This is a genomic window from Rhodopirellula bahusiensis, assembly GCF_002727185.1.
In the GTDB taxonomy this organism is placed as follows: domain Bacteria; phylum Planctomycetota; class Planctomycetia; order Pirellulales; family Pirellulaceae; genus Rhodopirellula; species Rhodopirellula bahusiensis.
In genome coordinates, this window is record NZ_NIZW01000012.1 from 219,765 (window position 1) to 232,953 (window position 13,189).

12 protein-coding genes and 1 pseudogene are annotated in these 13,189 nt (G+C 51.0%); all 13 read left to right on the forward strand.

All coding sequences use genetic code 11. From position 1 onward, the window contains the following. Positions 1–153: 153 nt before the first annotated feature. Positions 154–1,836 (forward strand): B12-binding domain-containing radical SAM protein, encoded by a 1,683-nt coding sequence (locus CEE69_RS16905; RefSeq protein WP_099261819.1) that lies wholly within the window; start codon positions 154–156, stop codon positions 1,834–1,836. A gap of 363 nt (positions 1,837–2,199) precedes the next feature. Continuing rightward, positions 2,200–3,777, forward strand: a complete 1,578-nt coding sequence (wbaP, locus tag CEE69_RS16910; protein WP_099261785.1) for an undecaprenyl-phosphate galactose phosphotransferase WbaP — start codon at positions 2,200–2,202, stop codon at positions 3,775–3,777. After that, positions 3,777–4,985, forward strand: a complete 1,209-nt coding sequence (locus tag CEE69_RS16915; protein WP_099261786.1) for a glycosyltransferase — start codon at positions 3,777–3,779, stop codon at positions 4,983–4,985. The genes wbaP and CEE69_RS16915 overlap by 1 nt, the downstream gene beginning before the upstream one ends. A 110-nt stretch (positions 4,986–5,095) precedes the next feature. Beyond that, complete coding sequence (locus CEE69_RS16920; protein WP_099261787.1) at positions 5,096–6,229, forward strand: O-antigen ligase family protein; 1,134 nt, start codon at positions 5,096–5,098, stop codon at positions 6,227–6,229. Positions 6,230–6,296: 67 nt separating this feature from the next. Next, the gene (locus CEE69_RS16925) at positions 6,297–7,466 is read left to right on the forward strand and encodes a hypothetical protein (RefSeq protein ID WP_143549272.1); all 1,170 of its coding nucleotides are present in this window, start codon (positions 6,297–6,299) and stop codon (positions 7,464–7,466) included. Then, positions 7,453–8,397 carry a sulfotransferase gene (locus CEE69_RS16930; RefSeq protein ID WP_099261789.1) on the forward strand — a complete coding sequence of 315 codons (945 nt, stop codon included), beginning with the start codon at positions 7,453–7,455 and terminating at the stop codon, positions 8,395–8,397. The genes CEE69_RS16925 and CEE69_RS16930 overlap by 14 nt, the downstream gene beginning before the upstream one ends. Continuing rightward, positions 8,390–9,307, forward strand: a complete 918-nt coding sequence (locus CEE69_RS16935) for a sulfotransferase domain-containing protein (RefSeq protein ID WP_099261790.1) — start codon at positions 8,390–8,392, stop codon at positions 9,305–9,307. Before CEE69_RS16930 ends, CEE69_RS16935 begins: the two co-directional genes overlap by 8 nt. Further along, the gene (locus tag CEE69_RS16940) at positions 9,300–10,334 is read left to right on the forward strand and encodes a hypothetical protein (RefSeq protein ID WP_143549273.1); all 1,035 of its coding nucleotides are present in this window, start codon (positions 9,300–9,302) and stop codon (positions 10,332–10,334) included. The genes CEE69_RS16935 and CEE69_RS16940 overlap by 8 nt, the downstream gene beginning before the upstream one ends. Before the next feature lie 248 nt (positions 10,335–10,582). Beyond that, positions 10,583–10,894, forward strand: coding sequence for an acyltransferase (locus CEE69_RS33685; protein ID WP_158231041.1), 312 nt, complete (start codon positions 10,583–10,585; stop codon positions 10,892–10,894). 14 nt (positions 10,895–10,908) lie between these two features. Continuing rightward, complete coding sequence (locus tag CEE69_RS16950; protein ID WP_099261793.1) at positions 10,909–11,994, forward strand: glycosyltransferase; 1,086 nt, start codon at positions 10,909–10,911, stop codon at positions 11,992–11,994. A 294-nt stretch (positions 11,995–12,288) separates the two neighbouring features. Continuing rightward, on the forward strand, positions 12,289–12,615 hold the full coding sequence (gene tnpA / locus CEE69_RS16955) for an IS66 family insertion sequence element accessory protein TnpA (protein WP_099261794.1): 327 nt from the start codon (positions 12,289–12,291) through the stop codon (positions 12,613–12,615). After that, positions 12,612–12,830: an IS66 family insertion sequence element accessory protein TnpB gene (tnpB, locus tag CEE69_RS16960; protein ID WP_099261795.1), complete on the forward strand. Its 219-nt coding sequence runs from the start codon at positions 12,612–12,614 to the stop codon at positions 12,828–12,830. Before tnpA ends, tnpB begins: the two co-directional genes overlap by 4 nt. Before the next feature lie 239 nt (positions 12,831–13,069). Continuing rightward, a pseudogene (locus CEE69_RS16965) lies at positions 13,070–13,189 on the forward strand (IS5/IS1182 family transposase); the annotation flags it as partial.

Consider the following 13,189-nt stretch of genomic DNA (forward strand, 5'->3'; position numbering starts at 1 on the left):
CCCACTTGATTTCGATCGATCGATTCGGCATTGCTTGACTCCCGATACCCTCTCTCAGCTAGATTCGCGACCATGCTTTCGACGTCCAATCCGTCCCGGTTGCCATCAACCTCCAGACTGCCCGAGAGCCCGGATTCGCCCGTTCGTTGTTTGATGATCCAGCCCTGTTTCGAGCAAACGAACTATTGGAATTTCGTCGAGAGCGCCAAAGCAATCGGCGCCAAAGCGACCGCACCACCGCTTGGATTGATGACCGTCGCGGCGTTGCTACCTCAGGAATGGGAATTTCGAATTGCCGACCAAAACGTTGGCGAAGTCGACGAGTCCGATTGGCAGTGGGCTGATGTAATCTGCACGGGAGGCATGCTGCCTCAGCAACCCGGTATCTTGCAGTGGGTTGAACGAGCCAATGCGGAAGGCAAGTTCGTTGTCGTCGGTGGTCCGGACCCAACCAGCCAACCACAGATCTATCAAGACGCGGACGTCGTCATCGTCGGCGAAGGCGAATTGACCATTCCGATGTGGTTGGATGCTTGGCGAGACGGCAACCCAAAGGGCCAATTTGAATCGCCACACAAACCCGACGTAACAACCACGCCAACGCCACGTTTCGACCTGGTCGACTTCAACGACTACCTCCACGTCGGAGTGCAATCCTCGCGAGGCTGCCCGTACAACTGCGAGTTTTGCGACATCATCGAACTATTCGGCCGGCGACCACGCGTCAAAACGCCAGATCAATTTCTCGCCGAACTGCAAAAACTCTACGACTTGGGCTATCGAGGTTGGGTCGACTTCACGGACGACAACTTCATCGGCAATCGCAAACTGATCAAACCATTGCTCGTGGCTCTCAAGCAATGGAACGAAGATCACAACTACCCGTTTGTGTTCTCAACCGAAGCCAGCATCAACCTCGCGGACGACAAAGAACTGTTGGAGTTGATGCGTGACGTCCAGTTCCGATATGTCTTCCTCGGAATCGAATCACCCGATGAAGAAACGTTGATTCACACCCAAAAACGAATCAACACGGTCCATCCAATCATCGACCGAGTTCGAACGATCTACGACCACGGCATCTCCGTCGCGGCTGGTTTGATCATCGGATTCGACACGGATAAACCGGGCACGGATGGTCCAATGATCCGCTTCATTCAAGAAAGCGGCATCACTCTCTCGATGGTTGGGCTGTTGTCAGCGCTGCCAAATACCCAACTCACTCGCCGCCTCGCGAAAGAACGCCGGCTCATCGATTCGGAACACAATTGGGTTCAAGATCCGACAGTGAACTACGAACTCCGAAGCGCGGAGTCAAAGGACCAAACGATCAGCGGGATGAACTTCATCACGACGCGGGATCGTGTGGAGATCTATCAAGAGCTTCGAAACATCATCGAAAACGTTTACTCACCACGAGCCTTCATGGACCGTGTGATCGACACAGCGGCGCGAATCAAGATCGTTAACAAGCACGTTCCCAACGCTTGGGAATTCCGCCGCATGTTCAAGGGGTTCCGGACCATCGCCTGGCGAATGCTTCGAGACAAACGCACGCGTTACCTCTATCTCCGCAACTTCGTCCGTGCGTCGCTGATGGGCCCGACCAAGTTCGAATACGCGCATACCGTCATGGGCAGTTTCCTGCACTTCGATTTGCAAACGCAGAAGATGCTTGATGCTCTCGACGTCTCCATCGACTTCGCCAAGAACCACGCGACCTACCCAAGAAGCGTCGCGGACATGCCTGCGATCGCTTCAACAAACAACCTGCATCCTTTGCCACTTGCTCAGACCGACGGCTGCAGCCCCCAGACCGAAGACAAATCAATATGACGACGCAACGTTGCGAACGAACGATCAGCGACCACTGGCCGGTAATCAACCAACCAGAAACTCGCGTCTCGCTGTTGGAACAGAATCAACCTGCAAATGCGTGTCATCTAAATTGCGACAACAGTATGCCTGACACAAGTGTCCGCTAAATCGATTGCTCCAATCTGATCAAGCATTCCTCCTAAAGGAAATCAGCACACCTTTACAAAGAGTTGACGGGTCATCGACTTCGATCGAATTGAAACTGGAAGGAAGATACCTTTTTTCTGGGTCAACCCAATTACAATGCCAACCGTCCTGCCGCCAAACGAAAGGTGGCTGGAACACCCACTCATCTTGTTTGTTCACCTTGGCTAGCGTTTGATGCCGCAACTAGACACAAATCCGCTCCCGGTCGGTGTCGTTTGCACAGACACGATCGAACAACTGGATCCCTTCGTCCCCAGTGCAGCGGTCACCGATCAACGGTTGACACAACGGCGGAACACCAATCCAGGCCGACGTCGGGCGACTCGGAATCAAGCGAACGGTTCCATGCAAGTCTTCCTGACTTGCGTGCCTCTCATCCTTGGCGATCTCGTTGCCTTGTTGGCTTCCGCGGCTGTCGCATATCTGCCCATCTTTACACTCGAATTGATCAACTGGCACTCGGGCCTTGGATTGCAAGCCGTTTGCCTAACGGTGTGCTATCTCGTTAGCGGGTCGATTTTGGGCCTCTATCCTGGCACTGGCATCAGTCCAGTTTTGGAACTCCGTCAAACGGTTCTCGCCGCCGCTTCGTCATTTGCATTTGTCATACTCGCAAATATGACCCTGGCGATCTTGAGCACTGGAGAGTTTCTACTTTGCTTGATCGGAATGTTTGTATCGGCCTTCTTCGTGCCGATCGTTCGATTGATCACCAGAAAGGTTTGCTCACGAACGAGTTGGTGGGGCGAGAACACCATCATCGTTGGATCAGGTCCTCAAGGTCGCGCATTGTTCCGCTTCTATAGTCGGGTCCCACAGCGTGGGCTCCGGCCGATCGGCGTGGTGGACTTCCCACGCCAAACCAGTGACGTCCTTTCGGAAGATCTCCAAGGTATTCCATACCTTGGATCCGTGCAGCGTCTGGATCGACTTCGACGAAAGCTCCAAATCCGTTGGGCAATCGTTGCACCAGGTGGATGCGAACAGATTGACATGAACGAAGTTATGTCGCATGCGGGAAACGTTCCCAACCTACTGGTGCTACCATCACAGGTTCTGCTTCCAAGCCTTTGGACCAACACCCGTGAGTGTGCTGGAGTGATGGGCGTCCATCTGCGTGACCACTTGCGAAGCCCCATTAGTCGTTTCGTCAAACGAACAGTGGACTTACTCATTTCTACCGCAGCATTGATCTGCCTCTCGCCGCTCTTCGCATTGGTGGCGATCTACATCAAGCGAAAGAGTCCTGGACCTGTCTTTTACGGTCACAAACGGATCGGGCTCGGCGGAGAAACTTTCAAAGCGTGGAAGTTCCGCACAATGGTCACCGACGCAGATCAAGTCCTCGAACAATATCTCGAACAAGACCCAGAGATGCGTCGCCAATGGGTCGAAGACCAAAAGCTCAAGAACGACCCGCGAATCATTGCCGGCATCGGCCACTTCCTACGCAAGACCAGCCTGGACGAGATTCCTCAACTTTGGAACACGTTCAAGGGCGAAATGAGCCTGGTCGGCCCACGCCCCATCGTCTCGGATGAAATCGGTCGTTACCGAGAGATGTACCCGCTGTACTTGCGAGTCCGCCCCGGAATCACAGGCCTCTGGCAAGTCTCTGGCCGCAACGACACCAGCTACGAACAACGCATCCGTCTGGACAGCTACTACGTCTGCAACTGGTCCCCCTGGCTCGACACCTACATCATCTTCCGAACCATCCGAACAATGCTGTTTCGCGAAGGTGCGTATTAATGCAATCGGGTACGCACTTCAGTCCGCTCAATCAAGAACAAAGACAAACTGCACACTCTGGTGGTTGCTTGACTTTCCCTAGAGAACAGGTGGATCGCGTCAAATTGACTCACCACTGGCTGGTCAACATGCGCGGTGGTGAAAAGGTTTTAGAGCAGTTCTGCAAAATGTTTCCTGCTGCAGATATCCAATGTCTAGTTCATGATCGAAACAACCTTACCGGAGTTATCGCCCAGCGGAATATCAGCAGCAGTTTCCTTCAATGGGTACCGTTTGGGAGGCAGCTTTATAAGCAAGCGATGCCACTGCATCCACTGCTCATCAAATCAATGCGGATCAAGAATGCCGACTTGGTTATCTGTAGCGATGCCAGTATGATCAAGGGTATCCAAGTACCTGACGATTGCTTTCTCGTATGTTACTGCCACTCGCCACCGCGATATCTCTGGGAAATGCAGGACGAATATTTTGGCGACCACGCGGCATTCGGATCCCGAATAAAAAAGGCCGTCTTTAAATTTTGCACACCCTACTGCCGCAGATTCGATCATAACTCCGCTCAGCGAGTAAACCTCTTCATTGCCAATTCGGAGTTTGTTGCGAACCGCATCAAGCAGTACTACGGTCGGGACTCGGTTGTTGTCCATCCGCCTGTTGACGTCAATAGCTTCTCGCCAGACCGGCCCCGCTCAGACTTTTACCTTGTTGTATCAGCATTGACACCCTATAAACGCATTGACCTTGCTGTATCAGCTTTTCAAGAGAGCGGGAAGCGTTTGGTCGTGATTGGTGATGGCCCTGAACGCAAAAAGCTAGAAAGAGCGGCAGCGGACAACATCGTTTTTCTTGGGAAACAACCATTCAGTGTACTTAAAGAACATTATGAAACTTGCCGCGCATTCGTCTTTCCGGGCATAGAAGACTTCGGGATCACTCCGGTTGAGGCGCAGGCGGCAGGAGCACCGGTCATCGCCTTCGGCATGGGTGGGGCATTGGAAACCGTTGTCGAGGACCACACGGGCATATTTTTCAAAAAGCAAACAACGTGGTCATTAAACGAAGCGTTATCGCGAATCGACGAACTATACGACTGCAATCCGCACCTGCACTCATGCTGCCGCAAGCATGCAGAACATTTTAATCCGGGCGTTTTCAGATCGAAATTCAGCAAAGAAGTTGAGAACACGGTAGCAGATGGCCATATTTGATAGGCCGCCGACATTTAGAACTGGCTGTTCAAGCGGAATTGACCGTTTCTACCGCTTTCAACAAGAGCTCTATTTTCCGGGACTGCAAGAGACATGGGATAGTGGTGTAAATGCTAAAGAGACGCTTAGCGATCAGGCTAAAATCGACAGAGAATTTTCTAGTTCGGCTCCTGGTAATCCTTTCGCACTGGAAAAGCATTGGCGGCCTAACCATCTATGGCCATTTACTAATGCCATTATTAGGCGTCATTGGCCTCTTTCGAGGGCGAATTACTCCGATCCTGCTGCTTCCCTTTATTGCAATCTTTATCAATGCCATGGGGTTCTTGCTGCGTCACGAATTGAACGCCGAGTCTCTGGCTCGCCTTGTGCAGCTTACTGGTTGCGTCGGCTTCTGTCACTTCATCGCCCAAGACAAAAGTATTTTATCGCAACGGTGGGAATACGTCCTGCTGTTCCTCATCACGGCCACCGCTTTGCTAGGGGAGCTGTTCGTGGTTGGGCCTGATCAGTTTCGCAACGTGCTTGGCCGTTCCGTACCGCGTCTAAGCGGAACGCAAGAAGGAGTAAATTTCCTCGCGGCGACGGTAGGTTTCCTGTCACTTCTCTGCGTCGCCCGACGCTACTACATCCTAGCATTTCTTTTTGTATTGTGCGGCGTACCAACATTGAGCCGAGGCGGGCTGCTTGCGTTCCTTTTTGCGCTTCCATTTGTGATAGCTCCTCAAATTCGATGGAACATCAAACACCTCAATCCGAGTCTTGTACGGAAAACTTTTACCTATGCGACAGTGAGCGTCCTGCTACTCTATCCAGTAGCATTACTGGCAATGGACCTGAACCACTCTTTGGTCGAGAGGATTGACGATCTTTCGACACACCGATTCAATTTCCATATAGCATACGCAAAGATTGGTAGCGCCCATCCACTTGCAGGCGTTGGTTACTTCCAAGGAGTTGAGTCTGTCGAATTCGTTGTGGACGATTCGCTGGCTTTCAGGAAATTCAACGAAGCACACTCAATCTATCTGCAGGTTTGGTCGGAGTTTGGCATCGTAAGCTATCTACTTTTCTCTTGCATGATTACATATAGTTGCCGTCGGTCCTTGGCGACGCGGAGCAAAGACCTCGGTTGCTTAATTTTTGCCTTGATCTCATTTATGTTCCTCAATGGTCTCTCTGCATGGGCATTCTGGCTGGCGATTGGCATTGCGATTCGCGGACCCGAACACAATGATACGTAGGCTCATCGGTGTACTGTTTAGTGGACTTGGGAGCCGCGCCTCCGTGTTCGCAATGAACGTTGTGCTGATGCACAAACTTCCCGGCGTAGAGGCTTTCGGGGCTTTTTCTTTCGCAATGGCTTTCATCACTACTCTTCCACGGTTCGTAACCCTTGGATGGCCGGTAATCCTGCCGCGACTATTGGCTGAGGGTCAGCGGGCTGACGATCCCGCCAGGTGCCGAGGAGCGATACTGACAAGTCTTTCAGTGGCTGCAATCGGCGGTATCGCTGCTGCAGTATCACTGAATTTGTTGCCGCAGAGCGTCAAGGAATCGATGGGGGGAAACTTCACTGTCCTATTGGTCAGCCTGAGTATTCCAGTCCTTGCGGTTCGACGCGTTTGGTTCAGGGCTCTAATCGGGTATGGAAAATCGGCGGTTGCGTTATTTTTGGATAACGGATTCGTTGCTAGCATCCTGGCCGTCGTATTTGTGTACGCTGGCAGAGTTTCACTAAACGACGTTTACAGCTGGCATCTGGGTTTAGTTCTGTTGTCATCAGTTCTAATGGCAACGATGGCTCGTCAATTCACGCACTCAAGTCGTTCTTTCAAACCATTGATTGACAAAACTTGGTGGTCAGCAGCGATCGCGACCACCTGGGCCGAAGGCGCAGCACTGCTGCTCGCGAATATAAGTGTGTTCACCCTGGGCGTACTCAAGCTTGAAGAGCAACTGGGTCTCTTTTCTGCCGGGTCGAGAATCTGCCTTGCGCTGGCTATATTCCCAACTCTTGTAAGCACCGCATACGAATCGGGATTTGCGAAATCCATGGCTAACTCTAACTTGATTGAAGCAAAAAGTGCATTCAAGCATTCGATGCTTATGTCCTCAATAATTGCAGTGCCTGTGTTTGTCCTGATTGCCACATTTCCATCGCCCATCCTTTACTACAGCTGCGGCCCAGAGTACGTATCAGCCGCCGCGATTTTGCAGATTCTAGCAGTTGGGCAGTTGGTCAACGCCCTCACGGGCCCCGTCACAAGCTTCCTGGTTTGCTGCAAACTAGAAGCAGTTGTGCAGCGCACTGCCGCCCTGGTGTGCATTGCATCAGTTTTTCTATCCTATTTTGCCATCATCCAGCATGGCGCGATCGGCGCAGCGATTGTTGCCAGTGCAGGAATTGCTATCCTGAATCTCTGGAGACTGGCTGCGGTAATTGTGTTTTTACAGGAAAGTAGCGATGCCACGACCTAACTTCCTCTTGCTCGTCTACTACGCCCGATCAGGATCGACTTTCTTAGCGTCGCGAGTGGCACAGGAGGCACCGAGTGTCATTGTGTTACCCGAACTCGAGTTTCCGGTTCATTTGCTATATTGCGATACCCCGCAAGAACGACTCAAGCAGATGGCACTCGATGGCAGAACCGCTTCGCTAAACATCTCCTGGGAGCGACTCAAACGCTTGGCCGAAGACCCTGCCAATGAAAGCCTTTGTAGTTTTCTTACCGAGCTAGCGATCGAGTATAGAAAGAGCGTGAATCCGGGGCTAAGCCACGTCGCACCGCATTCGATTTTGCTGAAGCACGGCAAGTACATTAATGCGCACGCGGGGGTTCTCTCAAAGTCATTTGGTAGCTACAAGTGGCTTTCGATCTCAAGAGATCCGCGTGCATGCTTGTCTTCGGCGTGGAATACTACATCTATTTTTAAATATCGAAAAATGAGCAACTCTGGTCCGCTTCGCGCATGCATAAGATATCGCCGGTTTATGCGAATGATTACAAGCCTTGACGAGGAGAGAACATGCAGCATCCGCTACGAAGATCTAATTGGTGACTACGGTCAAACAATCGATGGCGTACTCAGTTTTGCTGGTGTTGAACGCAGCCCCCAATCAACTATTGCGTATAAGATTGGCCGACAAATGTCAGCCCACTCGAGAATACATGAAGCCCCAGAGCAGACCCGAGTCTACGGCTGGGAAGACGAATTACCGCTGCGGCACCGATTTATCATTGAAGCATCGCTACCCGACCTATGTAACGATCGCCAGATCGCAAATGCTTTGCCGAAGATGCATCAATGGCGTTTCTGGGCGATATCTTGCATAGAGTATCTGCTACTCGACCCATATCATTTTTTAGCTTCGCGACTAGTCACAAAAGAGCACTCTGCCCATGGTTAGACCAAATACAGTCATTGTCGGCGGTCCCAAATGTGGCACATCTTCGTTGGCAAGCTACCTCGGCCAGCACCCACATGCGTTCATCAGCAACCCTAAGGAACCACTCTACTGGGCGACTGATTATCCGAACGTTACATCCAAGATGCCGCAACCAATTGATACACTTTGCAAGTATGAAGGGCTCTTTGCTGAAGCCCATCATTGTAGCGTTCGGGCTGAGGCGTCGGCAATTTATCTTAGCTCAGATTCCGCGGTCCGTAATTTGCTTCAATACGCTCCCGAAATTAAATTCATTGCCTTGGTTCGTAACCCAGTAGATCTTGTATACGCATATCACCAGCAGATGTTATTTGCGCATTTCGAAGATGAGGCAGACTTTGAGACAGCATGGGGACTTCAGCCGACTCGGGTCCAAGGGGAGCGTGTTCCGGTAAATTGCCCATCCCCAGAGCTTCTTCATTATCGTCGAATCGGTTCGTTGGGGCAACAAATCGAACGCTTCTTCGATGCCGTGCCAGCATCCCAAAGAATCGTCTTTCGGTTCGATCAACTAGTCAAAGAGCCGCGGGTAGTCTGGCGGAAACTGCTCGATTTCCTGGACTTGGAAGACGATGGGCGAATTGAATTCCCCGTCGTAAATCAGGCAAAGAGCCATCGTTTTCGCATGATTTCGACGATGATCATGTCACCGCCGGCTCTGCTACAGCCACTAGCAGGTCGGCTTAGAACCTGGAGCAGGACGAATGACAATGCAGTTCTGAGACTCGCCAAAACCGCTCTAAAACGTCAGGCAGCACGACATCCTCTCCGGCCTGAATTTCGCCAACTACTGACGGAAGACTTCAGGAAAGATACCGAACTGCTGGCTAAGTTATTGCAATGCGATCTGAAGGAGTGGACGAGTGCCTAGTCCCACCCCAGTGCTGGCGAAGGACGTGACTCATTTCGAATCACCGCTTAGTCGCCAATCTCGCAACGTTCTAAAGAACTTTTTAGCAAAGACCTTTTCTAAACACGTCCACTCGGAAGAGTCAATATTCTTCTTTGTGACGCGAAGGAGCGGCTCAACATGGGTCACGGAATCAATCGCCAAGCAGGCTCGCGTTCGGTATTGCGAAGATCCGCTTATAGACCGTAATCTCCATGAACACTACCGCAAACTACTGCCGCATCCAGACTTTCAATTCATGAGCGTTGGCGAACACGCTGCCGAGCTACATGAATACATCTCGGGATTGCAAAACGGCCGGTACAGCGCTGGCTGCCCCTGGAATCCGCTGCGAAGCGACTTTCACAAGTCTACAACTAAGTGCATTTTCAAGTTTGCAAATGCCTTTGGAATCGCCCCTTGGCTCTGCGATATCTTTTCTGCGCAATCGCTATTTATGTTTCGACATCCAATTCCTACCTGCCTGTCACAGGAGAAGTGGGGACTTAAACCCTATACTCATGCGTTTGTCCAGGATGAGAAGTTCTACGAAGAGTGCCTATCCAGCAAGCAACGTGCATTGATCGAACGGTTGTTGAGTGAGGGCGATCCGCTTGCTTTAAGAGTCGCTGACTGGTGTTTGGAAAACTTAATTCCGTTTCGATACCTTTTAGATAATTCTGATTCAGACGCGGTAATGGCATTAACCTACGAGGAACTTTGCGGCGACTACCACAGTTTAATGAAGCAGTCATTTACGTGGGCAGGAATCGAACAAACGTGCGTTTTGAAGCCAGGCGACCCCTCAAAAACTCAGAGTAAGGAGATGAAGCAAGGTCTGTCTGCCTCAGGGAAAAAGTTCGGGTCTTGGTTAAAAACAGTGCCCAAATCCTATGTCACTGAATTGATGTCAATAACGGATCAGTTTGAGATCGACATCTATGCTGCAAACGATTCGATTCCCCGTCGCTTCATACATAACACTGGCGATTTCGAGCAATTATGTTGATCGATCGCCCTATTTGGAAGCTAAACTCCCTAGTCCGTTTTTTCCTATTGCGTATACAATATCGGAATAGAATATCGGCAAACGGTTTATCGCTCTTGTCATGGACGGCGAGTTTCCGAGTGTCTCGCTCAGGAAATGTTTGCCTTGGTAGTAAGGTCATCATTCAACCGTTTGCCGAAATACAGTGCGATGGGAAAATAAGGATAGGAAATCGTTGTGATATTAATCGGTATTCGAGATTGGTAGCCATGCAAGAGATATCAATTGGCGACAATGTCGCAATCGCCCAGTTCGTTTCAATCTTGGACCACGACCATCAATTCTCGCTTGATGACAACGGCATTTTGTCAGTCTCACGAAAATATGAATGTGGTCCGATTAGGATTGGCAACAATGTGTGGATCGGCGATAAAGTCACCATTACAAAGGATGTTAACATAGGAGACAACGTAATTATCGGAGCGAACTCGGTAGTCACTCGGGACATTCCGTCTAACTGTGTCGCGGCGGGAGTCCCCTGCAAGCCGGTTTTTCATGCCAAGACTGCAACCCAAGCATAGGCGGTACAATTACATTGCGCATTTTACAGATTGTAGCTGATGGCAGCCCCGGTGGCGGCACAACCCATGTACTGCAGGTTTTGGAGCATCATTCGGATCTTGGCGATATGATTCTTCTTACTGATGCGGGCAGTTATTTAGCGAAAAAGTCGAAATCACTTGGCCTCAACGTGATTGAGGAAAGATTGATGGGATCTCGCCTCTCTAGGGCACCAGTTCAAGCAATTCGACAAGCCTGCCGGAAGGTAGCGCCAGACATCGTTCACTGCCATGGCGGTCGCGCCTGTTTTCATTCTAGCCGTTCCGCCCACGGATTGGCTCAAGTTTACACCGTTCACGGTTTTCATTTCGCTAAGAAGAATACTTTGCCTCGGCTAGTTGGTCGACTTGTTGAGCGGTATTGCATTGGCAGGTCAAAGTTTGTCATCTATGTATGCCATTATGATCGACAGATTGCTGCAACCGATCGCTTGATGTCGACACACCATCCGCACCGTGTTATTCACAATGGAATCCCGGTGGGAGATCGAGCACATCAACTGAACTACACTGACTCAAATATCATTGGATTTGTTGGGCGACTCGTGCCTCAAAAAAACCCACTTAAATTTGTCGAGGTGATGGAGCATTTGCCTGCGTTTAATGGCATCGTTGTTGGTGATGGCGAACTTCGAAGTTCAATTGAAGCGGCAATTGATGCTCGTGAACTTCAGGGTCGAGTTCAACTTGTTGGTGCTCTAGATCAATCCGATGTCCTTAAAATTCTTCCAAAGTTTGCTTGTCTGTTAATGACGTCGGAATGGGAAGGCCTTCCGATTCTTCCGTTGGAAGCGATGAAATTAGGTATTCCCGTTGTGGCTTCGGCAGTGGGAGGGTTACCGGAGATTTTCGACACTCAAAGTACCGGGATCTTATTTAAGTCAGAACTGAGGCCCATAGACATAGCAAAGATTATTATTGATTTATTACACGATCCGTTGAAATGCCAGCAAACGGCAACTCTGGCGCATGCACGCCTCCTAGAACATTTTTCAGAAGACGCAATGATTGAAGATCTGCGACAAGTATACGATCAGCTGTGTGGAGAACGTAACCGGTGAACTTAATCGTCCCTCTCCGATGTACTTCTCGGTCATGCAACATGTGGTTGAGTGACACGCATCCTGCGTGAGGAGGTGTTGACGTCCCTGCCAATTTCGTTCAGCGAGCGATTGCTCTGTCCTGTCGGACGTGGAGCCGGCCTCGCGATCTCGGTTTGGATGGCGCGGATGCAGCCCAATGCGAAACCTGTTGCCCAATTCCTACTCCCATAACCGTGGTAACCGTTCACCAGAACCATTGTAGGCGCGGGCTTTAGGGTATTGGGTTTACCTTGCTTCCCAGTGGAGAACCCCATGACTCGAGCCGAAACCGCGAATCTTTGGACGGGGCGTTTGCAACGATTTGAGCAAGCTCAGATGACAGTTGCTCAATTCTGTGCCGCTGAAGGTGTTTCGCAGCCTTCTTTCTACAACTGGAAACGCAAACTGCGTTCGCCACGGGATCCGGAAGGTTCCGCCGTGGCCAAGTTCGTGCCCGTCTCGTTTCAAGCCACGCTGGATCGCCCCACTCCTGCGGCGAATCACGCGAGTGCGACGATTGAACTTCCCGGTGGCGTCCGCATTCGTGTCGAAGTGCCGACTGATTCTCAGCCGAATGCACTGCGTAAGGATCTGGCATGATCGGATTGCCCGATTACAAAGTTTCAGGGGGCACCCCGATCTATCTGTGCACCGACCCGGTCGACTTTCGAAAAGGCTTTGATGGCCTGACCGGAATCGTCACCACGTCGCTGGGCAAGAGCGTCTCCGATGGTTCGCTGTTTCTGTTTGTCAATCGAAAGCGAGACCGCATCAAAGCCCTCTGGTGGGAGACTGGTGGATTGACCTTGTGGTAAAGACGACTCGAACAGGGAACCGTCGAGCTGCCAAAGCCTCCAATTGATCAATCGCATGTCGCGATCGATTCGGTTGAACTCGCGATGTGGATCGCTGGCGTGTCACTGAAATCGGCCAAGACGAGACGCAAGCGAATGAAGGTTGCTTAGAACCTATCCGAGAACCGTTCGGCATGAAAAAAGCGGACCTTCCCTGAGTTGGTAACTTCTAACCTACTCAAACCCAAGGAGGGCCCGCCATGGATGGGCAACGGAGTTTTGATAATTATCGCATGCCAGATGAATTGTGGGAGCAGATGGAAGAACTTCTTCCAGACTACCCACCCAGTCCAAAGGGTGGGCGACCGCGTGCCGATCTT

Bases quoted from the DNA above. Each gene is read 5' to 3' on its own strand.
- CEE69_RS33685 (WP_158231041.1), top strand. From the start codon at position 10,583: ATGCAAGAGATATCAATTGGCGACAATGTCGCAATCGCCCAGTTCGTT.
- CEE69_RS16925 (WP_143549272.1), top strand. From the start codon at position 6,297: ATGCACAAACTTCCCGGCGTAGAGGCTTTCGGGGCTTTTTCTTTCGCA.
- CEE69_RS16915 (WP_099261786.1), top strand. From the start codon at position 3,777: ATGCAATCGGGTACGCACTTCAGTCCGCTCAATCAAGAACAAAGACAA.
- CEE69_RS16930 (WP_099261789.1), top strand. From the start codon at position 7,453: ATGCCACGACCTAACTTCCTCTTGCTCGTCTACTACGCCCGATCAGGA.
- tnpA (WP_099261794.1), top strand. From the start codon at position 12,289: ATGACTCGAGCCGAAACCGCGAATCTTTGGACGGGGCGTTTGCAACGA.
- wbaP (WP_099261785.1), top strand. From the start codon at position 2,200: ATGCCGCAACTAGACACAAATCCGCTCCCGGTCGGTGTCGTTTGCACA.
- CEE69_RS16905 (WP_099261819.1), top strand. From the start codon at position 154: ATGATCCAGCCCTGTTTCGAGCAAACGAACTATTGGAATTTCGTCGAG.
- tnpB (WP_099261795.1), top strand. From the start codon at position 12,612: ATGATCGGATTGCCCGATTACAAAGTTTCAGGGGGCACCCCGATCTAT.
- CEE69_RS16935 (WP_099261790.1), top strand. From the start codon at position 8,390: ATGGTTAGACCAAATACAGTCATTGTCGGCGGTCCCAAATGTGGCACA.
- CEE69_RS16920 (WP_099261787.1), top strand. From the start codon at position 5,096: ATGCTAAAGAGACGCTTAGCGATCAGGCTAAAATCGACAGAGAATTTT.